Source organism: Crenobacter cavernae (assembly GCF_003355495.1).
Classification (GTDB): domain Bacteria; phylum Pseudomonadota; class Gammaproteobacteria; order Burkholderiales; family Chromobacteriaceae; genus Crenobacter; species Crenobacter cavernae.
In genome coordinates this window covers 1,538,939-1,561,290 of record NZ_CP031337.1, presented here as the reverse complement: position 1 = coordinate 1,561,290, position 22,352 = coordinate 1,538,939, and the positions used below count along the sequence as shown (strand labels likewise).

General features: G+C 65.4%; 20 protein-coding genes, 1 tRNA gene and 1 pseudogene. 13 read left to right on the top strand and 9 right to left on the bottom strand.

The window, feature by feature from the left end; genetic code table 11:
• Window positions 1-129: 129 nt before the first annotated feature.
• Together DWG20_RS07570 and DWG20_RS07565 are read right to left on the bottom strand one after the other, a co-directional pair.
• Window positions 130-1,791, bottom strand: coding sequence for a HAMP domain-containing methyl-accepting chemotaxis protein (locus DWG20_RS07570; protein WP_115433233.1), 1,662 nt, complete (start codon window positions 1,789-1,791; stop codon window positions 130-132).
• A 445-nt stretch (window positions 1,792-2,236) separates the two neighbouring features.
• The gene (locus DWG20_RS07565) at window positions 2,237-4,273 is read right to left on the bottom strand and encodes a M3 family metallopeptidase (protein ID WP_115433232.1); all 2,037 of its coding nucleotides are present in this window, start codon (window positions 4,271-4,273) and stop codon (window positions 2,237-2,239) included.
• A 104-nt stretch (window positions 4,274-4,377) separates the two neighbouring features.
• Here DWG20_RS07565 and DWG20_RS07560 point away from each other — a divergent pair, with 104 nt between their 5' ends.
• The 3 genes from DWG20_RS07560 to DWG20_RS07550 all read left to right on the top strand — a co-directional run bounded on the left by DWG20_RS07560 (window position 4,378) and on the right by DWG20_RS07550 (window position 6,213).
• Window positions 4,378-4,938 carry a gamma carbonic anhydrase family protein gene (locus DWG20_RS07560; RefSeq protein ID WP_115433231.1) on the top strand — a complete coding sequence of 187 codons (561 nt, stop codon included), beginning with the start codon at window positions 4,378-4,380 and terminating at the stop codon, window positions 4,936-4,938.
• A 4-nt stretch (window positions 4,939-4,942) separates the two neighbouring features.
• The gene (locus DWG20_RS07555; protein WP_115433230.1) at window positions 4,943-5,740 is read left to right on the top strand and encodes an MOSC domain-containing protein; all 798 of its coding nucleotides are present in this window, start codon (window positions 4,943-4,945) and stop codon (window positions 5,738-5,740) included.
• Between the two features lie 68 nt (window positions 5,741-5,808).
• Window positions 5,809-6,213: a hypothetical protein gene (locus tag DWG20_RS07550; RefSeq protein WP_181880994.1), complete on the top strand. Its 405-nt coding sequence runs from the start codon at window positions 5,809-5,811 to the stop codon at window positions 6,211-6,213.
• Window positions 6,214-7,098: 885 nt separating this feature from the next.
• On the opposite strand, the gene tpx is transcribed toward DWG20_RS07550, so the two are convergent.
• From tpx to rplU, 6 genes are all read right to left on the bottom strand, one after another.
• Entirely contained in the window at window positions 7,099-7,596 is a 498-nt protein-coding gene (gene tpx / locus DWG20_RS07545) for a thiol peroxidase (RefSeq protein WP_115433228.1), read from the bottom strand.
• 82 nt (window positions 7,597-7,678) lie between these two features.
• Window positions 7,679-8,083 (bottom strand): carboxymuconolactone decarboxylase family protein, encoded by a 405-nt coding sequence (locus DWG20_RS07540; RefSeq protein WP_115433227.1) that lies wholly within the window; start codon window positions 8,081-8,083, stop codon window positions 7,679-7,681.
• A gap of 29 nt (window positions 8,084-8,112) precedes the next feature.
• Window positions 8,113-9,030, bottom strand: coding sequence for a DMT family transporter (locus tag DWG20_RS07535; RefSeq protein ID WP_115433226.1), 918 nt, complete (start codon window positions 9,028-9,030; stop codon window positions 8,113-8,115).
• Between the two features lie 100 nt (window positions 9,031-9,130).
• The gene (gene obgE / locus DWG20_RS07530; protein WP_115433225.1) at window positions 9,131-10,252 is read right to left on the bottom strand and encodes a GTPase ObgE; all 1,122 of its coding nucleotides are present in this window, start codon (window positions 10,250-10,252) and stop codon (window positions 9,131-9,133) included.
• A gap of 137 nt (window positions 10,253-10,389) precedes the next feature.
• Window positions 10,390-10,665 carry a 50S ribosomal protein L27 gene (gene rpmA, locus DWG20_RS07525; RefSeq protein ID WP_115433224.1) on the bottom strand — a complete coding sequence of 92 codons (276 nt, stop codon included), beginning with the start codon at window positions 10,663-10,665 and terminating at the stop codon, window positions 10,390-10,392.
• A gap of 15 nt (window positions 10,666-10,680) precedes the next feature.
• Entirely contained in the window at window positions 10,681-10,992 is a 312-nt protein-coding gene (gene rplU / locus DWG20_RS07520; protein WP_115433223.1) for a 50S ribosomal protein L21, read from the bottom strand.
• Window positions 10,993-11,218: 226 nt separating this feature from the next.
• Here rplU and ispB point away from each other — a divergent pair, with 226 nt between their 5' ends.
• The 5 genes and pseudogenes from ispB (at window position 11,219) to DWG20_RS07500 (ending at window position 14,734) form a co-directional block, all read left to right on the top strand.
• Window positions 11,219-12,148 carry an octaprenyl diphosphate synthase gene (ispB, locus tag DWG20_RS07515; RefSeq protein WP_115434763.1) on the top strand — a complete coding sequence of 310 codons (930 nt, stop codon included), beginning with the start codon at window positions 11,219-11,221 and terminating at the stop codon, window positions 12,146-12,148.
• Window positions 12,149-12,160: 12 nt separating this feature from the next.
• Window positions 12,161-12,235: transfer RNA gene (locus DWG20_RS07510), tRNA-Arg, on the top strand.
• 304 nt (window positions 12,236-12,539) lie between these two features.
• A pseudogene (locus DWG20_RS16780) lies at window positions 12,540-12,938 on the top strand (Clp protease/crotonase-like domain-containing protein); the annotation flags it as partial.
• Window positions 12,939-13,193: 255 nt separating this feature from the next.
• Window positions 13,194-13,967 carry an NfeD family protein gene (locus DWG20_RS16730; RefSeq protein ID WP_484012586.1) on the top strand — a complete coding sequence of 258 codons (774 nt, stop codon included), beginning with the start codon at window positions 13,194-13,196 and terminating at the stop codon, window positions 13,965-13,967.
• Window positions 13,964-14,734 (top strand): slipin family protein, encoded by a 771-nt coding sequence (locus DWG20_RS07500; protein ID WP_115433221.1) that lies wholly within the window; start codon window positions 13,964-13,966, stop codon window positions 14,732-14,734. The genes DWG20_RS16730 and DWG20_RS07500 overlap by 4 nt, the downstream gene beginning before the upstream one ends.
• Before the next feature lie 111 nt (window positions 14,735-14,845).
• On the opposite strand, the gene DWG20_RS07495 is transcribed toward DWG20_RS07500, so the two are convergent.
• The gene (locus DWG20_RS07495; RefSeq protein ID WP_115433220.1) at window positions 14,846-17,233 is read right to left on the bottom strand and encodes a penicillin-binding protein 1A; all 2,388 of its coding nucleotides are present in this window, start codon (window positions 17,231-17,233) and stop codon (window positions 14,846-14,848) included.
• Between the two features lie 114 nt (window positions 17,234-17,347).
• Between DWG20_RS07495 and DWG20_RS07490 the strand changes: the two genes are divergently transcribed.
• From DWG20_RS07490 to DWG20_RS07470, 5 genes are read left to right on the top strand one after another with little or no spacing between them, the layout of a single operon-like run.
• On the top strand, window positions 17,348-18,460 hold the full coding sequence (locus DWG20_RS07490; protein WP_115433219.1) for a pilus assembly protein PilM: 1,113 nt from the start codon (window positions 17,348-17,350) through the stop codon (window positions 18,458-18,460).
• A complete protein-coding gene (locus tag DWG20_RS07485; protein WP_115433218.1) occupies window positions 18,460-19,041 on the top strand; it encodes a PilN domain-containing protein in 582 nt (193 codons plus the stop codon). Before DWG20_RS07490 ends, DWG20_RS07485 begins: the two co-directional genes overlap by 1 nt.
• Window positions 19,038-19,655: a type IV pilus inner membrane component PilO gene (locus DWG20_RS07480; RefSeq protein WP_115433217.1), complete on the top strand. Its 618-nt coding sequence runs from the start codon at window positions 19,038-19,040 to the stop codon at window positions 19,653-19,655. The genes DWG20_RS07485 and DWG20_RS07480 overlap by 4 nt, the downstream gene beginning before the upstream one ends.
• Window positions 19,656-19,663: 8 nt before the next feature.
• The gene (locus tag DWG20_RS07475) at window positions 19,664-20,179 is read left to right on the top strand and encodes a pilus assembly protein PilP (protein ID WP_115434762.1); all 516 of its coding nucleotides are present in this window, start codon (window positions 19,664-19,666) and stop codon (window positions 20,177-20,179) included.
• The gene (locus DWG20_RS07470; protein WP_115433216.1) at window positions 20,179-22,329 is read left to right on the top strand and encodes a type IV pilus secretin PilQ; all 2,151 of its coding nucleotides are present in this window, start codon (window positions 20,179-20,181) and stop codon (window positions 22,327-22,329) included. The genes DWG20_RS07475 and DWG20_RS07470 overlap by 1 nt, the downstream gene beginning before the upstream one ends.
• Window positions 22,330-22,352: the final 23 nt, after the last annotated feature.

Here is a 22,352-nt window from a genome sequence, read left to right as displayed (position 1 = left end):
GCCATTGTACGGCCTGCGCGCGCTGACGGCGTCGGTGTGCGCTTGGCGAAGGTCGGCTTCTTGAAGCACCATAAAAAAACCCCGCGCGCCTTGCGGCGACGCGGGGTTCGGAACGGCGAATCGGCCGTCTCAGACCTTGAAACGCGCCAGCGTATCGGACACCGAGCCGGACAGCTCGTCGAGCCGGCGCGCGTTGTTCGCGGTTTCGTCGCTGGCGGCGTGGTTCTCGTCGGCCATCTGCGAGATCGCTTCAACATGGCGCGCGATCTGCTGGCTCGCCTGCCCCTGCTCCTTCAGCGCATGGGTGATTTCGGTCACCGCGCGGGCCACCTCGTCGGTGCGCTCGCGGATGCTGGCTATCCTGAGCCCGGCCTCGTCGGCGAGCGCGCGGCCGCCGTCCACCTGGCTGACCACGTCCTGCATTTCCTTGACCGCCGACAGCGCGGCCGACTGGATCTTTCCGACCATCAGCCCGATGTCGCCGGTCGACTGCGCGGTGCGCTCGGCCAACTTGCGCACCTCGTCGGCGACGACGGCGAAACCGCGCCCCTGTTCGCCGGCGCGCGCCGCCTCGATCGCCGCGTTCAGCGCCAACAGGTTGGTCTGGTCGGCGATGTCGCGGATCACCTGGACCACGCTGGAAATATGCTGCGACTCCTCGCCGAGCTGTTCGATGACCTTCGCGGCGGTGGACACGGTGCCGGCGATCCCCACCATGCCGGACACGGTCTTTTCGATGATCAGCCCGCCTTCCTGCGACTCGCCGCCGGCCTGGCCGGAAATGCTCATCGCCGCGTCGGCGTTGCTCGCCACATGGCCGATGCTGACCGTCACCTCCTCGACCGAGGCGGCCATTTCGGCGGTCGACTGGCTCTGTTGCGCCGAACCGGCGGCCACTTGCTGCGACGCCGCCGACAGCGCCGACACCGCGCCGCGCACCTCGCCCATGCTGGCCTGGATCTGGCGGAACGACGTTTGCAGCCGGTCGATCAGGCCGTTCAGCCCTTCGACCATCTGCCCGACCTCGTCGCGGCCGGCGTGCGGGATGCGCAAGGTGAAGTCGTTATGCTCGGCGATGTGCCGCACGGTATCGCGCGTCGCCAGCAGCGGGCCGAGCACCGCGCGGTACACCCAGAAACCGATGGCGATCAGCGCGACGACGGCGAGCGCGATCACGCCGAAGGCTAGGCGCTTGCTCTCCTGGCTGGTCTCGATACCGCCCTTGACGGCGGTTTCGGCGATCTTCTGGTTCAGCGTGACAAGGTTCCACAGCGCCGCGTCCATGCTTTCGGCCGCCGTCGCCTGCTTCTCATAAAGCGAGTAGAACTCGCGGAACAGCGCCTGTTGCTCCTCGGGCGTCGCGGCGCGGGAAAGGCGGGAGATAATGCGATCCAAGCCCTTGTCGGCCGCGAGCCAGGCCTCGGCGCGCGGCGTGTACGCGTCCCAGAGCTGGCCCTCGTCGTCGCTCATCGGCAGCGCGCTGTACGCCTTGATGGCGCCCTCGAAATAGCCGCGTGAAGTCAGTTTGTTCTTCAGGCGCTCGTCGAAGAACTGGCGCGCCCCCGGGCTGTAGTCGTTTTCCTTGATCGCGACCTCCAGATTCCACACCCGCACGCGGTTGAAGTTGGAGCGCGCGTCCAGCAGGTGCAGCACCGAAGGCAGGCGGACGTCGCCGATCTCGTGGATCGCCTCTTCTTCGGCCACCATGCCGCGGTAGCCGACCCCGGCCACCATGGCCAGCGCCAGCACGGCACAAACGATCAGTAAAATCAGCCTGGAACGAATAGTCATATCGGATTCTCCCCTTTATATGGTCGCCGGCACGCCGACGACCCGTCTCTCATATGTTTGGACGAGGGGCAACCCTAGCACAATTTGCCGAATGATTTATTAGCCATGCCAATAAAATTTTCAATCATTTTACATATTTTTTATATCAATATGACTCATAAAGCTTAAGCGAAAAATTCGTGAAGCCACGATTACGACAGGGGGCAAGGAAGGGCGGGAGACGCGGTCAAACGCGGGAGACAAGGCGCAAAAAAAACCCTCCGGGGTGCTTAAACCCGGAGGGGTGACACAGACTCTCAAGATTTCCACACACACGAGGAAAGAATCGCTGCGTCCAGCTCGCTTGCTGCTCTTGGCGGGCCGCCAAGCCCGCCGGGAAAGCACTCCACACACAGGAGAACATTCCCTGGTATAGAGCCGGACGCGTTCGCCTAAGTTCCGGCGCTCAGCGAATTTCTTCGGCGATCATGCCGCTGTGGCGCAGCAGCGCGTCGATCTCGGGATCGCGGCCGCGGAACGCGCGGAACGATTCGAGCGCCGGGCGCGAACCGCCGACCGCCAGGATCTCGTCCCAGAAACGCTTACCGGTGACCGGGTTGGCGCCGCCGGCCTCCTCGAACGCCGCGTACGCGTCGGCCGACAGCACCTCGGCCCACTTGTAGCTGTAGTAGCCGGCCGAGTAGCCGCCGGCGAAAATGTGCGAGAAGCCGTTAGGGAAGCGGTTGTAGGCCGGCGGGAAGTTCACCGCGACCTCGGCGCGCACCTCGTCGAGCAGTTTCAGCCAGTCGCCTTCCGGGTCGAAGTCGCCGTACAGCCGCATGTCGAACAGCGCGAACTCGATCTGGCGCACCGTCTGCATGCCGCTCTGGAAATTCTTCGCGGCGAGCATCTTGTCGAACAGCGCGCGCGGCAAGGTCTCCCCGGTCTCTATATGGCTCGTCATGCCCAAGAGCACGTCCCACTCCCAGCAGAAGTTCTCCATGAACTGGCTCGGCAGCTCTACCGCGTCCCATTCGACGCCGTTGATGCCGGCCACGCCCAACACGTCGACGCGCGTCAGCAGGTGGTGCAGGCCGTGGCCGAACTCGTGGAACAGCGTGATCACCTCGTCGTGGGTGAACAGCGCCGGCTTGTCGCCGACCGGGCGGCTGAAGTTGCAGGTCAGATAAGCGACCGGCGTCTGCACCACTTCGCCCTTCTTGCGACGGCCGCGCGCGTCGTCCATCCACGCGCCGCCGCGCTTGTTCTCGCGCGCGTACAGGTCCAGATAAAAGCCGCCGACGAGCTCGCCGTCCTTCACGAGTTCGAAGTAGCGCACGTCCGGGTGCCACACCGGCGCGTCGGCCGGCTTCGCGCTAACGCCGTACAGCGTGTCAACGACGCCGAACAGGCCTTCGAGCGCCTTGTGCTCGGGGAAGTACTGCTTCACCTCCTGCTCGGAGAACGCGTAGCGCGCGACGCGCAGCTTCTCGGCGGCGTAGGCCAGGTCCCACGCCTCGAGCGTGTCCAGGCCCAAGGTCTCGCGCGCGAACGCTTCGAGCTCGGTGCGATCCTTGACCGCGAACGGCTTGGCGCGCGCGGCGAGGTCGCGCAGGAAGGCGATCACCTCGGAAGGGCTGTCGGCCATCTTGGTCTCGAGCGACAGCGTCGCGAAATCGGCAAAGCCCAACAGCTCGGCCGACTCGCGCGCGAGGCCGAGTTTCTCGCCGATGATGGCGGTGTTGTCGAGTTCCGCCGGGCCGAACTCGGACGCGCGCTTCACGTACGCGTCGTACAGCTCGCGGCGCAGCTCGCGCTTGTCGGCGTACTGCAGCACCGGCAGGTAGAACGGCATCTGCAGCGTGATCTTATAGCCGCTCTTGCCGTCGGCCTCGGCGACCGCGGCGAACAGCGCGAGCACGTCGTCGGGCAGGCCGGCCAGTTCCTTCACATCGTCGACGTACAGCGCGAAGGCGTCGGTAGCGTCGAGCACGTTCTGCTCGAACTTGGCCGCCAGCTCGGCCAACCTCGTCTCGACCTCGGCGAAGCGGCTCTTCGCCGGCTCCTCGAGGTCGGCGCCGGCCAGCACGAAGTCGCGCAGGTCGTGGTCGAGCAGCGCCTTCTGCGCGCCGCTCAAGGCCGCGTAGCCGGCGCTCGCCTTCAGGTCCTTGAAGCGCGCGAACAGTTCGAGGTTCTGCCCGAGCTCGGTAGAGAACATCGACACCTTCGGCAGGTTCGCGTTGTACGCGTCGCGCAGCGGCGGCGTGTTGACCACCGCGTTCAGGTGGCCGACCACGCCCCACGCGCGGCCGAGCCGTTCGGTCGCGTCGGTCAGCGGTTCGAGCACGGTGCCCCAGCTCGCCGGCGCGTCGCCGGCGGTGATGTCATCGATCGCGGCGCGCGCGTCAGCCAGGATCTGGTCGATCGCCGGCGCGATGTGGTCGGGGGTGATGTCGGCGAAGCGCGGCAGGCCGGAGAAGTCGAGCAGCGGGTTGAGGCTCATGCGGAATCCTTTAGTGTGCGGTGAAACCCTGGGTGCGACGCCGCATCCGGGGAGGCGGGCTCACGGTATCATCGTAGAAACCCTTTCGAGATGAGGACAAACCGATGAATCGCAATATCCGCTCCTTCTGCGGCCACCGCCCCGAAGTGCCCGAATCGGCTTATGTAGACCCGGCGGCGGTCGTGATCGGCGAAGTGAAGCTCGGCGACGCCGCGTCGGTGTGGCCGTGCGCGGTGGTGCGCGGCGACGTCAACCACATCGAGATCGGCGAGGCGAGCAACATCCAGGACTTCGCGATGCTGCACGTCAGCCACAAGCGCGAGTCCGACCCGCACGGCGCGCCGCTGATCATCGGCCGTCACGTCACCATCGGCCACCATGTGACCTTGCACGGCTGCACCATCCACGACGAGGTGCTGATCGGCATCGGCAGCACCGTGCTCGACCGCGCGGTGATCGAATCGCGCGTGCTTATAGGCGCCGGCAGCCTGGTGCCGCCGGGCAAGAGGCTCGAATCGGGCTTCCTGTACCTCGGCAACCCGGTCAAACAGGTGCGGCCGCTGACCGAGGCCGAACTCGCCTTCTTCAAGTATTCCGCCGAGCACTACGTGCGCCTCGCCGACAAGCACAAGGCAAGCCTGATCGACGACGAAGCCGGAGCGTAACGCGATGCGCCTCTCCGAACTCTACGTCCACCCGCTGAAATCGTCGCGCGGCAACGCGCTGGAATCCGCCGCCGCAGGCCCGCGCGGCCTCGAGCACGACCGCGAATGGCTGCTGGTGAGCCCCGCCGGCCACTTCATCACCGGCCGCACCGCGCCGAGCCTGGTACGCGTCGTCGTAGAACCGGGCCCCAGCGGCGCGCGCTTCACCGCGCCGGGCCGCGAAGCGCTTGCCGTAGAACACGCCAGCTTCAAGACACCGCACGACGCGACGGTGTGGAAGGATCTTTTTTCCGCCTGGCACGGCGACGCGGCGGCCGACGCGTGGTTCACCGACTACCTCGGCCACCCCTGCCGGCTGCTGTGGCTGGGCAAGGAGTCGCAGCGCGCGCAGAAGGGCGGCGACGGCGAGCTGTCGTTCGCAGACGGCTATCCTTATCTGCTGATCAACCGCGCGTCGCTTAACGAGTTGAACGCGGAGTTGGCCGAGCCGGTCACCACCCGCCACTTCCGCGCCAACCTCGTCGTCGACGCCGACTTCGCGTGGGAAGAAGACGAATGGAAGCGGGTGCGCGTCGGAGAGGTCGAATTCGAAGTCACCACGCCGTGCTCGCGCTGCATCTTCAGCACGGTCGACCCTGAGCTCGGCGCGCGACGCGCCGACGGCGAGCCGATGAGAACGCTGCTCCGCACGCGGGCGTTGCCGGAGGGGATTTGCTTCGGGGTGAATATGCGGGCGTTGAATAGTGGGGTGGTGAGGGTTGGGGATAGCGTGGAGGTGGTGGAGAGCAGGTTCGAGTTTTGATGCGAGAGCTTGGCCGAGCCTTGCGAACTCGGCCGGGTAACGCTTACATCCGAGGTACTGACTTGAACATGCCGGGACGAAAATTTCTTCGAGTATCGGCCGCGATTGCCCTTGGGATTGGCGTCTCCGCCATTGCCCTTGTCTGGGTTAGCCTCCAGCGCCCCAGTGTCAATAGCGAGCCGTTCGATACCCACAAATGGCGGCGTAACACCGATATTTACGCCGCCACCAATGACCCCGGGTGTGTTCGCGGCGGCATGGCTCTGGACCTGATAGAAAAAGGCAGCCTTGTTGGGAAGACTCATTCCGAAATCTTCCTCTTACTCGGCCGACCCGACCGTTCAGAAAATAGGGTTCTTACCTACGAATTGGGACAATGCTCCGGATTCGGCTGGCACAACAGTCTTCTGATCGTGGGGTTTGAGGCCGGCGATAAGGTGTCCTACGCAAGGTTCACCCGCGACACGCCCTAAATGCCCAACCGCGCGGCGATGCACCAACAGCCCACGCTCGGCCTAACCAAATCAAGATAGTTTTGTTGCGGCTTCGCCGCATTGTTTAGATGCCGGTTCCGCCCGGCACACGGGCAAGGGGCTTTGCTTCGCCAAAGCCCCCTGCACCCCAAAGGCGAGCCCACCGCCGCTTATTCCCGCCCGGCCAACGCCCCGCGAGGCGCCGCCGGAACTCGCGATTCGCTAGCGTCGAATCGCTCAAACAGCCGGCGGCTTAAAACCTCGCGGGACGTCGTCCGGTCGGCGCGGCGGAAGGGCACATGGGCCGCGGTATGCCACGCTTTGCGGTCTCATTTTGAAAAACCGTTCCTATGCTCCAAGGTTGGCCGAGCGTCGGCAGTTGATTCGTCGCGTCCCTGCGGCTCAAGCTCGCGACGGGGGCTCGGCCAACCTTTGAAACTCCCCCAAGCCTTTTGCCAAACAAGAACGACTGCCGCAGTAGACCACGGATAACCGCCCTTCTGCCGCGCCGCTTGACCGGCCCCCGGCGAGGTTTTAAGCCGCCGGCTGTTTGAGCGCCGCGACGGTAGCGCGGCGCGAGTTCGACGACGCCTCGCCGGGGGCCGGTCAAGCGGACACGAGCGGCGGTGGGCTCGCCTTTCTTTCGGTTCCTTTCTTTGGCGAAGCAAAGAAAGGAACCCGTCCGCCGGGCGGAACCGGCGATGCAAATCAAACGCGGCGAAGCCGCATCAAAACCATATTGGTCTTCCACCCTCCCCGAAGCTTGGCCGAACAGGAATTGTCCTTAAGGCTCGGCCAACGTCGCCAAAGGTTGGCCGAGCCATGAAAAAACCCCGCCTACGCGGGGTTTTGCTTTCAGCCGTCCGGCGAACCGGCCAAGCGGAATTACAGCGCAGCCAGGGCCGCTTCGTAGTTCGGCTCTTCGGTCACTTCGGACACGAGCTGGGTGTACTTCACGACGTTGTTCTCGTCGAGCACCACGACCGCGCGCGCGTTCAGGCCGGCCAGCGGGCCCGAAGCGATCGCCACGCCGTAGGCCTGGCCGAAGTCGCCGCCGCGGAAGGTCGACGCGGATTTGACGTCGTTCAGGCCTTCGGCGCCGCAGAAGCGGGCCTGGGCGAACGGCAGGTCGGCCGAGATGCACAGCACGACGGTGTCGGCGCGGCTGGCGGCGGTCTCGTTGAACTTGCGCACCGACGCGGCGCACACCGGGGTGTCGACGCTCGGGAAGATGTTCAGCACTTTTTTCTTGCCGGCGAAGTCGGCGAGTTTCACTTCGCCCAGGTCGTTGCCGACCAGCGAGAATTCGGCGGCGGTGGCGCCTACGGCCGGCAGGTTGCCGGCGACGTCGAACGGGGTGCCCTTCAGGGTAACGGTGGCCATCTCAAGTCTCCTCATATTGGGGGTAGGAACCGGCATCAGTTTGATGCACTGTGCCGACATTTCAACCCTTGCATCAGCAGGGTCAGCGCTTTTCTTCGAGCGGCGGCACGGCTAGCCCCAGCTCGTCGATGATTTCGCGCGCAACGCGGAAGCCTTCTACCGCCGCCGGCGCGCCGGCGTACACCGCCGCGTGCAGCAGCACCTCGCGCAGTTCGACGAGGCTCGCGCCGTTATGGATCGCACCGCGCACGTGGCCCTTGAGTTCGTGGCTGCGGCCGAGCGCCGCGAGCATCGCGCAGGTGACGAGGCTGCGCGTCTTCAGGTCGATGCCGTCGCGCTGCCAGGTGCTGCCCCACGCGTGTTCGTTCAGCCAGTCCTGCAGCGGCGCGTTGAAGCCGTCGACGCCGCTCATCGCGCGCGCGACGAAGGCCTCGCCCATCACCTGGGTGCGCTTCGCCATGCCGTTCTCTTTGTCCTCATCGCTCATCGTGCTTCTCCTTTGTGACGGTTGTGCCGTTATCGCCGCGCCACGCGCGTCGCCAGAGCGACGCCGGCGAGGATCAGCCCGATGCCGACGAGGTGGTAGGCGGCGATCGCCTCGCCGAGGAACAGCGTCGACAGCAACGCGCCGAAGGCCGGCATCAGGTGGATGAAGGTGCCGGCGCGCGCCGCGCCGACGCGCGCCACGCCGAAATTGTAGAAGTAGTAGGCGGCGACCGACGGCAGCGTGCCCATGTAGAGGAAGGTCGCGAGCGTCGCCGGCGTGAACGCCACCGCCGCGCCGCGCGACCATTCCCAGACGCAGAACGGCAGCAGCGCTGCGAGGCCCAACGCGACCAGTAGCGTCAACAGGCCGACGCGGCTGATCGAAGGCGGCACGGCGCGCAAGAGCAGCGTGTAGACGGCCCAGCACGCCATGGCGGCGAACACCAGTGCGTCGCCGGGGTTGATTTGCAGCGACAGCAGCCGCGACGGTTCGCCGTGCGCGACGATGGTCAAGACGCCTGCGAACGACACGGCTATCGCCAGCGCCTGGCGCACACCGACCTTGAGGCCGAAGCCCAGCGCGCCGATCAGCACGATCAGGATCGGGATGAAGGAATTGAGCAGCACGCCGTTGGTCGCGCTGGTGCTCTGCAGGCCGACGTAGACGAGCGAATTGAAGCCGGTGATGCCGAGGAGCGCAAGCACGACGATGCGGCGCCAGTACGGCCGCCACAGCGCGCGCTCGGCCAACAAGGGCTTCAATCCGAGCGGCAGCAGCACGAGAAGCGCGATGCCCCAGCGCGCGAACGCGAGCGTGAAAGGCGGGATAGCCGCGTGCATCGCGCGTGCGAGCACGAAGTTGCCCGACCAGAACAGCGCGGCGAGCATGAGAAGGAAATACGCGGTCCGGTTCGACGTGACCGGGGCGGCAAGGGTGGCGGAAGTCATCCCGCGACCTTGCCAGCGCGACGCGGCGCTGACAAGCGCGGCGCAGCAAAAACGCCCCGCTACCTGAGGTAGACGGGGCGTCGGCCGAGCCTGAAAGGGCTCAGGCCAGCGGATCGTAGGGCTTGGGCGCCTCGGTCGGCTCTTCGCCGCGGGCGGCGCGCTCTGCGGCGCGGCGCGCGTCGAGGTAGTCCTTGATCGCGTAGGTGAGCTCCTTCGTGCCCTCGCCGGTCAGCGCCGAGATCACGAAGTGGCGCTTGGCCCCGGTGTCGAAGGCGAAGCGGTCGTCCGGGTTCTCAAGCGGCCAGTCGAAGGCGGCAAGGAAGGCGTCGACGACTTCCCGGCGCCCGTCCCCGGGCACCATGTCGAGCTTGTTCAGCACCAGCCAGCGCGGCTTGTCGTACAGCTCCTCGTCGTACTTCTTCAGTTCCTCTACGATCGCGTTCGCCTCGCGCACCGGGTCGACTTCCGGGTCGAACGGCGCGACGTCGACGATGTGCAGCAACAGGCCGGTGCGGCTCAAGTGCTTGAGGAAGCGGTGGCCGAGGCCGGCGCCTTCGGCCGCGCCCTCGATCAGGCCGGGGATGTCGGCGATCACGAAGCTCGACGTATCGCTCATGCGCACCACGCCGAGGTTCGGGTGCAGCGTGGTGAACGGGTAGTCGGCGACCTTGGGCTTGGCGGCCGACACCGAGCGGATGAAGGTCGACTTGCCGGCGTTTGGCATGCCGAGCAGGCCGACGTCGGCCAGCACCTTCAATTCGAGCTTGAGCGCGCGCATCTCGCCCGACTCACCCGGCGTGCACTGGCGCGGCGCGCGGTTGGTCGACGACTTGAAGTGGATGTTGCCGAGGCCGCCCTTGCCGCCTTTGGCGAGCACGACGCGCTGGCCGTGGTGCGTCAGGTCGGCGACCGTCTCTTCGGTGTCGATGTCGACGATCACCGTGCCGACTGGCATGTGCAGCTCGATGTCGTCGGCTCCCTTGCCGTAGCAGTCGGCGCCGTGCCCCTTCTCGCCGTTGAGCGCCTGATAGCGCTTGACGAAACGGTACTCGACCAGCGTATTGACGTTCTCGTCGGCCACCGCGTACACGCTGCCGCCGCGGCCGCCGTCGCCGCCGTCCGGGCCGCCGAACGGCACAAACTTCTCGCGTCGGAAGCTCGACGCGCCGTTGCCGCCCTTACCGCCCACCACTTCGATGCGGGCTTCGTCGATGAATTTCACTTTTCTCTCCTCCAATGCATGAGGAATCGGGCCTCAAGGTTGGCCGAGCCGCCCTTCAGGTCCGACACCTCGCGGTTCCGGACAAACAAAAAAGCCCTATCCCGAGGACAGGGCTTTTTCGACGTGACGGAACCGAATTACTCGGCGTCCGCGCCGGTGTACGGCAGCACGCTCACGGTCTTGCGGTTCAGCGCACCCTTGGTGGTGAACTCGACGTAACCGTCGACCTTGGCGAACAAGGTGTGGTCCTTGCCCATGCCGACGTTGTCGCCAGCGTGGAAGCGGGTACCGCGCTGACGCACGATGATGGAACCGGCCGGGATCAGTTCGCTGCCGAATACTTTCACGCCCAGGCGTTTAGCTTCGGAGTCGCGGCCGTTGCGGGAGCTACCGCCAGCTTTCTTGTGTGCCATGACTGTATCTCCTGATTACTTCGAAATCTCGTCGATGCGGAGTTCGGTGAAGTTCTGACGATGACCCTGACGCTTCTGGTAGTGCTTACGACGACGCATCTTGAAGATGCGGATCTTTTCACCACGGCCGTGGGACACGACGGTCGCTTTCACGACGGCGCCTTCCACCAGCGGAGCACCAATCACCACCTGATCACCGTCCGCCACCATCAGCACTTCTTCAAGTACGATTTGGCTGTCGACGTCTGCAGGTATCTGTTCTACGTTGAGTTTTTCGCCGACGGCAACTTTATATTGCTTACCGCCGGTTTTTATGACCGCATACATTCGCATGAGCTCCTGAAAATTGCATTGCTTCCGCGCGCAAAACGCGGAGCCCGCAATATTACGCAAGTCACTGAAACGCGTCAACTTTTTCGCAAGACCCGGTCTTGCCGACGTCCGGCGCCTACGGTCCGGCGGGCTTTTCTGGTATGATCCCGCGCTTTCAGGCCCGCCAAACAACAACACCGTGTCTACCGCCCCGCTCTTCAAGTCGCTGATCGCCGACGACATGCAGACCGTCGACCGCGTCATCCGGTCGCGCCTCCACTCCGACGTGGTACTGATCCGCCAGGTGGCCGAATACATCATCGGCGCCGGCGGCAAGCGCCTTCGCCCGGCGCTCACGCTGTTGGCGGGCCGCGCGCTCGATTACGACGGCGAGCACCTGTTCGAGCTGGCGGCGATGGTCGAATTCATCCACACCGCGACGCTCTTGCACGACGACGTCGTCGACGAATCCGACCTGCGACGCGGCCGTGACACCGCCAATGCGCTGTTCGGCAACGCCGCCGCGGTGCTGGTCGGCGACTTCCTCTACACGCGCGCGTTCCAGATGATGGTCGCGACGCAGGACATGCGCATCCTCGACGTGATGGCCGACGCGACCAACATCATCGCCGAGGGCGAGGTGCTCCAGCTTCTGAACATCGGCAACACCGATATCGACGAAGCCGCCTACCTGCAGGTGATCCAGTACAAGACCGCCAAGCTGTTCGAGGCCGCCGCCCGCGTCGGCGCGCTGATCGCAGGCGCGACACCCGAGCAGGAACAGGCGCTGGCCGACTACGGCATGCACCTCGGCACCGCGTTCCAGATCATCGACGACGTGCTCGACTATTCCGGCGACGCCGAAACCATCGGCAAGAGCCTCGGCGACGACCTGGCCGAGGGCAAGCCGACGCTGCCGCTGATCTATGTCATGCGCCAGGGCGACGAGGCCTCCGCCCGCAAAGTGCGCGACGCGCTCGAACGCGCCGGCCGCGATCATTTCCCCGAGGTGCTCGCTGCGGTACAATCCTGCGGCGCGCTCGACTACGCTCGCGCCGAAGCCGAAGCGGCAGCCCGCCGCGCCGTCGCGGCGCTCGCCGCGCTGCCGGACACGCCGGTCCGCACCGCGCTCGCCGAGTTGGCCGAGCTGTCGGTCCGGCGCAACGCGTAAGTTTTCAAGGCTGTCTCCGTAGTTAAATGGATATAACGGCCCCCTCCTAAGGGGCAGTTACAGGTTCGATTCCTGTCGGGGGCACCACCTTCAGTTCCCAAGCAGCACGAAACATTCCCTACAACCCGCACAGCAAAGGCTCTGCGGGTTTTTTGTCGCCCGCCGCCTCGGCCAACCCTGGCCATCCTTCGACTCATCGCCTCCGCCGCCCGCCACACCCGGCGAGTCCCGCCGGGGCGGAAAAAGGCGCATGCCGCGCTAACCTATACTGCTGATATCTCCTCGCCTCTTCCTGCACCGGAGACTGAACCTCCGCTGGATTTGACATCATGCCCACCCCGCCCATCCGGCCCACCCCGCTTGCAGGCAGGCAGCCAGAAGGCTCGCCGCGATGAAACCGGCCGGCCTTCCGCACCGTTTGCGCGCGCACTTCGCCCGGCTACTTGCCGCCGTTCTCTGCTTCGGTTTGGCGTTGACGGACGTGAAAGCGGCGCCGCAAGCCGTCATGGTCATCCCGCTGCAAGGCGCGATCGGTCCGGCACGCGCCGATTTCGTCGTTCGCAGCCTCGCCCACGCGCAGCAGGAACGGGCGCAGCTCGTCGTGTTGCAGATGGACACCCCCGGCGGGCTCGACGTGGCGATGCGCCAGATCATCCAGGCCATCCTGGCCTCGCCGGTGCCGGTCGCCACCTACATCGCCCCGGGCGGCGCGCGGGCCGCCAGCGCCGGCACCTACATCCTCTACGCGAGCCACTTCGCCGCGATGGCGCCCGGCACCAACCTGGGGGCGGCGACACCGGTGCAGATCGGCATAGGCGGGCCGGAGCAGCCGCCCGGCAAGGCGCCCGACGAGGGCAAGCGCGGCAAGGCCGGCGCCAGCCCGGGCGGGGCAGAATCGCCAAGCACGATGGAGAAGAAGCAGGTGAACGACGCCGCGGCCTACATCCGCGGGCTCGCGCAGCTGCGCGGACGCAATGCGGACTGGGCCGAACGCGCGGTACGCGAGGCGGTCAGCCTGTCGGCCGACGAAGCGCTGGCGCAAAAGGTGGTCGACGTCTTGGCGCGCGACGTGCCGGAATTGTTGCACAAGCTCGACGGCCGCAAAGTGGCCACCGCCGCGGGTACGCGCGTGCTGCACACCGCCGGCGCCGTGCTGGTAAGGCTAGAGCCGGACTGGCGCGACCGCCTGCTCGCCACGCTCACCGACCCGAGCATCGCGCTGATCCTGATGATGATCGGCATCTATGGGCTGATCTTCGAGTTCTCCAACCCGGGCTTCGTGCTGCCGGGCGTCGTCGGCGCGATCTGCCTCTTGGTCGGCCTGTTCGCCTTGCAGCTCTTGCCGATCAACTACACCGGGCTCGCGCTGATCCTGCTCGGCCTCGCCTTGCTGTTGGCCGAGGCCTTCCTGCCGAGCTTCGGCACGCTCGGCATCGGCGGCATCGTCGCGTTCTCGATCGGCGCGCTGTTGCTGATCGACACCGACGTACCGGGCCTCGGCATCCCGGTCGCGCTGGTCGCGACGCTGGCCGCCACGACCGCCTTGTTCATCTTCGGCGTCTCCGGCCTCGCGCTGAAGGCGCGCCGGCGTCCGGTGGTCAGCGGCAAGGAAGCGCTGGCCGCCAGCGTCGGGGTCATGCTGGATGACATGCCGCCCGGCGACACCGCGACGGAAGGTTGGGCGAGCGTACAGGGCGAGCAATGGCGGGTGCGCAGCACGGTAGCACTCGGGCGCGGCATGCCGGTACGGGTCATCGGCCGCGACGGCCTGACCCTGATCGTCGAGCCGCTCGACGACTCTCAAGGAGAACAGCGATGACGGGGTTTACATTGGGCTTCAGCGGCGCGGCATTCGTGCTGGCCGCGCTGATAGTGATCTCGGCGTTCCGCATCTTCCGCGAATACGAACGCGGCGTGGTGTTCATGCTCGGCCGCTTCTGGAAGGTCAAGGGGCCGGGCCTGGTGGTCATCATCCCGGGGGTGCAGCAGGTGGTGCGGGTCGACCTGCGCACCGTGGTGTTCGCCGTGCCGCCGCAGGACTTGATCACGCGCGACAACGTGTCGGTCAACGTCAGCGCGGTGGTGTACTTCCGCGTGGTCGACCCGGAAAAGGCGATCATCCAGGTCGCCCAGTTCCCCGAGGCCACCAGCCAGTTGTCGCAGACGACGCTGCGTTCGGTGCTCGGCAAGCACGAGCTGGACGAGCTGCTCGCCGAACGCGAACGGCTCAACCTCGACATCCAGAAGGCGCTCGACGCGCAGACCAACGCCTGGGGCATCAAGGTGTCCAACGTCGAGATCAAGAACGTCGACTTGAAGGAATCGATGGTCATCGCGATCGCCAAGCAGGCCGAGGCGGAACGGGAGAGGCGCGCGAAGGTCATCCACGCCGAAGGCGAGCTGCAGGCCGCGGAAAAACTGCTGCAGGCCGCGCAATTGCTGGCCCGGGAGCCGCAGGCGATCCAGCTGCGCTATCTGCAGACGCTGACCAATATCGCCGGCGACAAGAGTTCGACCATCGTGTTTCCGCTGCCGATGGACCTCATCGGGGCGCTGCTCAATCCGGACAAAACGCCGCCGGCGTGACGCCCACCTGCCGGCCAGCCGACGGGCTCGGCCAACCCGTGCCCAGCCCCGCCCAAAAAAATGCCCGCTCACCAGAGCGGGCATTTTTAACGTCCACGGGTAAGCGGATCGTCAGAACAGCAGCTCCTTGACGTTCTCGACCGCATCCTCTGCCGGCGCGCTGTCGCTGCCGGCGTCGCCCCCCTCTTCGGCCGCACCATTGGACGCTTCCGGCCGGCGGGCGCCGGGCACGCTGCCGCTGTTGTCCACCCTCAGCTCCGGATTGGTGCGCTGGTACTCCTCGTAGAAGTACTCGTCGCCGCCGCGCAAGCCGCCGCCGGCGCGCACCACCACGCCGTTAGGCGGCGGCAGTTCGACTTCCGGCTGCCCCTTGAGCGCGTTGGCCATGTAGTTGATCCAGATCGGCAGCGCCACCGTGCCGCCGTAGCCGTAGCGGCCGAGGCTCTTGGGCTGGTCGTAGCCGACCCAGGTGATCGCGACCAGGTTCGGGTTGAAGCCGGAGAACCACGCGTCGCGGTTCTCGTTGGTGGTGCCGGTCTTGCCGGCCAGGTCCATGCGGCCGAGGCTCATCGCGCGGTTGGCGGTGCCGAAGCGCACCACGTCGCGCATCATCGTGCTCATGATGAAGGCGTTGCGCGGGTCGATCGCCTGCGGCGCGTTCTGGCCGGCGACCGCCGGCGCGGTCTTGGCCAGCACCTTGCCGCGCGGGTCTTCGATGCGGTCGACAAAGTAGGCGCGCACGCGGTAGCCACCGTTGGCGAACACCGCGTAGCCCTCGGCCATCTGCAGCGGCGTCACCATGCCGGCGCCGAGCGCCATCGTCAGGTAGGCCGGGTGCTGCTTGGGGCCGAAGCCGAAGCGCTGGATGTACTGCTGAGCGTAGTCGGTGCCGATCGACATCAGGATGCGCACCGACACCAGGTTCTTCGACAGCGCCAGCGCGCGGCGCATCGTCATCATGCCGTAGAACTTGCCGTCGTCGTTCTTCGGCTCCCAGCGCTGGCCGCCCAGCGTCTGCGGGTCGATCACCAGCGGCGCGTCGTTGACCATGCTCGCCGGCGTGAAGCCGCGCTCGAGGCCGGCCGAATAGATGAAGGGCTTGAACGACGAGCCCGGCTGACGCCACGCCTGCGTGACGTGGTTGAAGCTACGCCGGTTGAAGTCGAAGCCGCCGACCAGCGAACGGATCGCACCGGTGCGCGGATCGAGCGACACGAAGCCGCCCTCGACTTCGGGCATCTGCACGATCTCCCAATAGCCCTTCGGATTCGCGCGGATGCGCACCACCGCGCCGGGACGGATCTGCTGCGCCGGCGTCAACTTCGGGCTCAGCGCGCGGCGCGCGAACGACAGGCCCTGCCCCTTGACCACCGCGACCTTGCCGCCGCGCACGAAGGCGCGCACCTCTGCAGGGTTGGCCGAGAGCACCACCGCCGGCTGCATGTCGCCGCTGTCGCGGATCTCGGCCAACGTGTCCTCGAGCGCCTCGTCGCGCTCGGTGCCCGACGGCAGCGTCGACAGGTCGACGAAGGATTCCGGACCGCGGTAGCCGAGGCGGCGGTCGTAGTCGGTCAGGCCGGCGCGCAGCGCGTCGAAAGCCCACCGCTGGTGGAGGCTGTCGATCGTCGTGTACACCTTGAAGCCGTCGGTATAGGCACGGTCCTGATAGCGCGTGTACATCGCCTGGCGCACCATCTCGGCGACGTACTGCGCAGGCAGGTTGACGTCCGAGCCCTGCGGCGCGGCGTGCGAAGGCTGGTTCTTCGCCTCGTCGTACTGGGCCGGCGTGATGTAGTTGAGTTCGCGCATACGGCGCAGCACGTAGAGCTGACGCAAGCGCGCGCGGTCCGGGTTGACGATCGGGTTATACGCGGACGGCGCCTTCGGCAGGCCGGCCAGCATCGCCATCTCGGCGACGTTCAATTGCTGCAGGCTCTTGCCGTAGTAGGCCTGCGCCGCGGCGGCGAAACCGTAGGCACGTTGGCCGAGGTAGATCTGGTTGAAATAAAGTTCGAGGATCTGGTCCTTGCTCAGCGTATGCTCGATCTTGAACGCCAACAGCGCTTCGTTGAACTTGCGCGTGAAGGTCTTTTCGCTTGATAGAAAGAAATTTTTCGCCACCTGCATGGTGATCGTACTTGCACCGGACTTGGCATGTCCGGATACTACGTTCCCGAATGCTGCGCGCATAACCCCTACATAGTCGACACCGCTATGTTGGTAGAAGCGCTCGTCCTCGGCGGAAAGGATCGCCTGCTTCATCAACTCGGGCACTTCGTGGATGCGGACGAAGGAGCGGCGCTCCTCGCCGAATTCGCCGATCAGCACGCTATCGGCGCTGAAAACGCGTAACGGAATCTTGGGTCGGTAGTCGGTCAGCACGTCCAGGCTCGGCAGGCGCGGATAGGTCAGCATCACCGCGATGACCGTTCCACCGGCCAAGAGCACGATGCCGCCGACGGCGAGGCCGGCCAGGAGCGCAAAGAATCGTTTCAACATATTCTCGATAGGGTTTCTGAGAGAGTTCGGATTATAACGTCTTCGCAGAAGGCGCAAGACAACGTTACCACGGCAGCGACTGGGGCGCTGCCGCCTGCACGGGAAACTATAAGAATGCTATCCGGCAAGCTTGCACAAGGCTCAGACTGGCTAAGCCGCATCGGGCTAAGAAAAATCCACCAGGCGCCGCTCATCGGGCTCGACATCAGCAGTAGCGCGGTCAAGCTCGTCGAAATCTCGCGCTCGGGCAAGAACTATCAGGTGGACCGCTACGTCATCGAAGCGCTGCCGCGCGACGCCGTCGTCGACGGCAACCTGAACAATATCGAGGCGGTCTCCGACGCCATCCGCAAGGGCTGGCAGAAACTCGGCACCTCCACGCGCGACGTCGCGCTGGCGCTGCCGACCACGATGGCGATCTACAAGAAGATTCTGGTCCCGGTCGCGCAGAGCCACGACCTCGAGGAGATGATCGAGTCCGAGGCGCAACAGTACATCCCGTTCGCTTTGGATGAAGTGAACCTCGACTTCCAGGTACTCGGCCCCGCCGCGCACAACCCCGACGACCTCGAGGTGATGTTGTGCGCCGCGCGCAAGGAAAAGGTCGAGGAACGCGTCGCCGCGGTCGAGATGGCCGGACTGAAGGCGTCGGTGGTCGACATCGACGCGTTCGCGACGCTGACCGCTTTCGAACAGATCCAGTTGCAACTGCCCGAGCAGGGCATGAACCAGACCTTCGCGCTGTTCGACATCGGCGCGACCAAGATCTACTGCAACGTGATCCGCAACGGCCAGCAGCTCTACTACCGCGAGCAGGCGTTCGGCGGCCAGCAGCTGACGCGCGACATCCAGCGCCGCTACGGCATCACTTATGAAGAGGCCGAAAAGGGCAAGTGCGCGTCGACGCTGCCGGACGGCTACGAGTCCGAACTGCTGCACCCCTTCGTCGACTCGCTCGCGCAGGAAATCCAGCGTTCGCTGCAGTTCTTCTACACCACGGTCAGCGTGTCGCAGTACCTGCGCGTCGACTACCTGCTGCTCGCCGGCGGCTCGAGCCTCCTGCCCGGCCTCGACGACGCGGTGTCCGCCCGCACCCAGATCAGCACCATGATCGCCAACCCCTTCACCACCCTGGTGCAGTCCACCTCAATCCGCCCAAAGGCGCTGCTGCTCGACGCGCCCTCGCTGCTGGTTTCCTGCGGCCTCGCACTGAGGAGGTTCGACTGATGATCCGCATCAACCTTCTGCCGCACCGCGAACAGAAAAAGGCGGTCCACCGGCTGCGCTTCCAGGTGCTGTTCGGCGCCGCGCTCGTCGGCTCGGCGGCCATCGTGATGGCGACCTACTTGCTGCTCGACGGCCGCGTCGAACGCCAGAACGCGCGCAACGAACACCTGCAGCAGGCCATCGCCAAGCTCGACGAGCAGATCCGCAGCATCGAATCGCTGAAAAAGGAGCGCGACTCACTGCTCGCGCGCAAACAGCTGGTCGAAAAGCTGCAGCTCAGCCGCGGCGACGCGACGCGCCTCTTCGACCAGCTGCTCAAGCAGACCCCGGACGGCGTCTACCTGAAGGATTTCCGCCAGAACGGCAACGGCTTCGCGCTGTCGGGCTACGCGCTGTCCGGCGCGCGCGTGTCCAACTATATGCGCACGTTGGCCGGGTCGACGGTGTTCGACGCGCCGGTGCTGGTCGAGGTGAAAGCCGCCGTGATCAACAACCAGCGCGTCAGCGAATTCACGCTCAACCTCAGCACCAAACAGCAACAGGCACCGGCCCAGCCGGCGGCGCCGGGAGCGGCATCATGACGTACGACGACCTCCGCAACCTCGACCCCAAGGACATGCCGAACTGGCCGCTGCCGGCCCAGATCGGCGCGCTGGCCATCATCGCGCTGATCGTGCTGTTCCTCGGCTACTACCTGGTATTGAGCGACCAGCTCGACCGGCTCAAGGAAGGCCAGACCCAGGAAGAAACGCTGAAACAGACCTTCGTCGACAAGAAGCGTCAGGCGATCAACCAGTCGGCGCTCGAGGCTCAGCTCAAGGAGATCCAGCAGTCGTTCGGCGCGCTGATCAAACAGCTGCCGACCAAGTCCGAGATGGAGTCGCTGCTGACCGAAATCAACCAGGCGGGCATCGGACGCGGCCTGCAGTTCGAGCTGTTCCGTCCGGGCACCGAGGTCAAGTCGCCCGAGATGGCCGAGGTGCCGATCGACATCCGCCTGTCCGGCACGTACAACGAGCTGGCCGCCTTCGCCAGCGACGTCGGCCAGCTGTCGCGCATCGTGACCATCGGCAACGTCGTACTCACGCCGATCGCCGGCAAGGACCAGCGCCTGGCCATGCAGGCCGTCGCCAAAACCTATCGGGCGCTCGAACCGCAGGAAATCGCCGCCCAGACGCCGCCTCCGCAAAAATGAAAACCATCATGAAGAAATGGCTTGCGATCTCGCTGCTGGCCGCCCTCGCGGGCTGTTCTAGCAGCGACAACGAGGACCTGGAAGCCTGGATGGCACAGGCGGGACAAGGGCTGACCGGCCAGGTCGACCCGCTGCCCCAGGTGCAACCCTATCAGCCGGTGGTCTACGACAACGCCGACGCGCTCACCCCGTTCGACGACCAGAAGCTGTTGGTCGCCAAGCGGCAGAACAGCGCCAACGCGCCCGACTTCAACCGCGCACGCGAGGCGCTCGAAAACTTCGACCTGGACAAGCTCAAGCTGGTGGGCACGCTCAAGCGCAGCGGCATTAACTACGGCCTGATCCAGACGCCGGACAACACCGTCTACCGCGTCGCACCGGGCAACTTCATGGGGCCGAACTTCGGCCAGGTGAAGAAGGTCGCCGAGACCGAAGTCCAATTGAGCGAAACTGTCGAGGACCTCAACGGAGAATGGGTCCAGCGCAGCACCAGCCTGTACCTCGAAGAACAAGGGCAGAAATAATGAAAAAATCCACAATCAAACTGCTTTCCGGCGTCGGCCTGTCGCTCGCCTACACGTTCAGCCAGGCGGCGGCGATCACCGACATCAGCGTCTCCCGGGCCAGCGGCACCGAGCATGTGCTGCAGGTCAGCTTCGACGGCCCCGCCCCCACGCCCAACAGCTTCGCGATGTCCAACCCGCCGCGCATCGCGTTCGACTTCGCCGCCACCGAAGTGAAACTGGCCAAGCCGGTGCTCGACCTCGACAACCCGTTGGTCCGCTCGGCCGCCGCGGTGCAGGCCGGCTCGCGGACTCGCCTCGTCCTCAGCCTGACGCGCAACGCCGCTTACAGCGCACAAGTCAGCGGCAACAAGCTGTCCATTCGCCTCAACAGCGACCCGGTCAACACCGCCCAGGCCGCGCCCCCGGTCGAACAGCGCAGCCGCCCCGCCCCCTCGGCCAAGGTGGCGGCGGCCACGCCGTCCGCGCCACAAGCCGCCGCGCCGGGCAGCGACATCGCGGTCGACTTCCGCCGCGGCGCGAACGGCGAGGGGCGCATCGAGATCCTGCTGCCCAGCAGCGGCACCTCGGCCGACGTCAAGCGCGTGCGCAACACCGTGGTGGTCGAATTGCCGGACCTGCCGCTGCCGCGCAGCCAGCAGCGCAAGCTCGACGTCGGCGACTTCGCGACGCCGGTGCGCAGGATCGACGCCTTCAACCAGGGCCGCGACGGCAAGATCGTGATCGAACCGGCCGGCGACTGGGACTTCGCCTCCTACCAGACCGACCGCAAGCTGGTGATCGAGGTCAAACGCCTCACGCAGGAGCAGGCCGCCGCCGCCAAGACCCCCGACGGGCTCGGCAAGCCGGTGTACAAGGGCGACAAGCTGTCGCTCAACTTCCAGAACATCGACGTGCGCACCGTGCTGCAGGTGATCGCCGAATTCACCGGCCTCAACATCATCACCAGCGACTCGGTCAGCGGCTCGATCACGCTCAGGCTGAAAGACGTGCCGTGGGACCAGGCGCTCGACCTGATCATGCAGGCCAAGGGCCTCGACATGCGCCGCAACGGCAACGTGATCAACATCGCGCCGCGCCAGGAACTGCTCGACCGCGACAAGCAGATCCTCGAGGCACGCAAGCAGCTGGAAGTCCTGGAACCGATCCGCTCGGAAACCTTCGTGCTGCGCTACAAGAGCGTCGAGGAATTCAAGCAGGTGCTCGACATGGACAGCACCACCGGCAGCAACGGCCGCCGCCAGACGCTGCTGACCGACCGCGGCAGCGCGCTGCTCGACCCGAAGACCAACACCCTCATCATCAACGACACGCCGACGGTGATCGAGAAGGTGCGCAGCCTCGTCGACCAGCTGGACGTGCAACAAAAACAGGTGCTGATCGAAGCGCGCATTGTCGAGGCGTCGGATAATTTCCAGCGCGACTTGGGCGTCAAACTGGGCTTTGCAAAAGTCAAACTCAACACCAGCATTGCCAATACCGTAGATACTGCCATTACCAATCGCAATACCCTCGTCAGCAACATCGTCAACGATAAAAGCGACCCGTTTACCTTGGGCAACAACGTGAACCTTCCCGCCAGGGTTGCCAACGCCAGCACGATCGCCATCTTGACCCAAGCCGCCGGCGGCATACTGGGACTGGAACTTTCTGCGATGCAGGCCGAGGACAAGGGCAAGGTCATCTCCAGCCCGCGCGTGATGACGTCCGACCGCACCGAGGCGACGATCGAGGAAGGCACCGAGATTCCGTATCAGGAAGCGACATCGAGCGGCGCCACCAGCATCTCGTTCAAGAAGGCGGTACTGAGTCTCAAGGTGAAGCCGCAGATTACGCCGGACGGCAACATCATCATGGATCTGCAGGTGAACAAGGACGCGCCGATTTTCGGTTCCACGCTGATTCCGGCGATCTCGACCAAGAAGATCCAGACGCAGGTGCTGGTCGAGAACGGCGGCACCGTGGTCATCGGTGGCATCTACGTGCAGGACGAGAGCGAGGGCGAGAACAAGGTTCCCCTGCTCGGCGACATCCCCGTGCTCGGCTACCTGTTCAAGAACAAGCAGGCGCGCAAGAACCGTCGCGAACTCTTGGTCTTCATCACCCCCAAGACGGTCGACAATCTGAGTTCGCTCGCCTCCACCCGCTGACGCTGTCGGCTCGCCGCTCACAC

Bases quoted from the DNA above. Each gene is read 5' to 3' on its own strand.
- DWG20_RS07570 (WP_115433233.1), bottom strand. From the start codon at position 1,791: ATGACTATTCGTTCCAGGCTGATTTTACTGATCGTTTGTGCCGTGCTG.
- DWG20_RS07565 (WP_115433232.1), bottom strand. From the start codon at position 4,273: ATGAGCCTCAACCCGCTGCTCGACTTCTCCGGCCTGCCGCGCTTCGCC.
- DWG20_RS07560 (WP_115433231.1), top strand. From the start codon at position 4,378: ATGAATCGCAATATCCGCTCCTTCTGCGGCCACCGCCCCGAAGTGCCC.
- DWG20_RS07555 (WP_115433230.1), top strand. From the start codon at position 4,943: ATGCGCCTCTCCGAACTCTACGTCCACCCGCTGAAATCGTCGCGCGGC.
- DWG20_RS07550 (WP_181880994.1), top strand. From the start codon at position 5,809: ATGCCGGGACGAAAATTTCTTCGAGTATCGGCCGCGATTGCCCTTGGG.
- tpx (WP_115433228.1), bottom strand. From the start codon at position 7,596: ATGGCCACCGTTACCCTGAAGGGCACCCCGTTCGACGTCGCCGGCAAC.
- DWG20_RS07540 (WP_115433227.1), bottom strand. From the start codon at position 8,083: ATGAGCGATGAGGACAAAGAGAACGGCATGGCGAAGCGCACCCAGGTG.
- DWG20_RS07535 (WP_115433226.1), bottom strand. From the start codon at position 9,030: ATGACTTCCGCCACCCTTGCCGCCCCGGTCACGTCGAACCGGACCGCG.
- rpmA (WP_115433224.1), bottom strand. From the start codon at position 10,665: ATGGCACACAAGAAAGCTGGCGGTAGCTCCCGCAACGGCCGCGACTCC.
- rplU (WP_115433223.1), bottom strand. From the start codon at position 10,992: ATGTATGCGGTCATAAAAACCGGCGGTAAGCAATATAAAGTTGCCGTC.
- ispB (WP_115434763.1), top strand. From the start codon at position 11,219: ATGCAGACCGTCGACCGCGTCATCCGGTCGCGCCTCCACTCCGACGTG.
- DWG20_RS07500 (WP_115433221.1), top strand. From the start codon at position 13,964: ATGACGGGGTTTACATTGGGCTTCAGCGGCGCGGCATTCGTGCTGGCC.
- DWG20_RS07495 (WP_115433220.1), bottom strand. From the start codon at position 17,233: ATGTTGAAACGATTCTTTGCGCTCCTGGCCGGCCTCGCCGTCGGCGGC.
- DWG20_RS07490 (WP_115433219.1), top strand. From the start codon at position 17,348: ATGCTATCCGGCAAGCTTGCACAAGGCTCAGACTGGCTAAGCCGCATC.
- DWG20_RS07485 (WP_115433218.1), top strand. From the start codon at position 18,460: ATGATCCGCATCAACCTTCTGCCGCACCGCGAACAGAAAAAGGCGGTC.
- DWG20_RS07480 (WP_115433217.1), top strand. From the start codon at position 19,038: ATGACGTACGACGACCTCCGCAACCTCGACCCCAAGGACATGCCGAAC.
- DWG20_RS07475 (WP_115434762.1), top strand. From the start codon at position 19,664: ATGAAGAAATGGCTTGCGATCTCGCTGCTGGCCGCCCTCGCGGGCTGT.
- DWG20_RS07470 (WP_115433216.1), top strand. From the start codon at position 20,179: ATGAAAAAATCCACAATCAAACTGCTTTCCGGCGTCGGCCTGTCGCTC.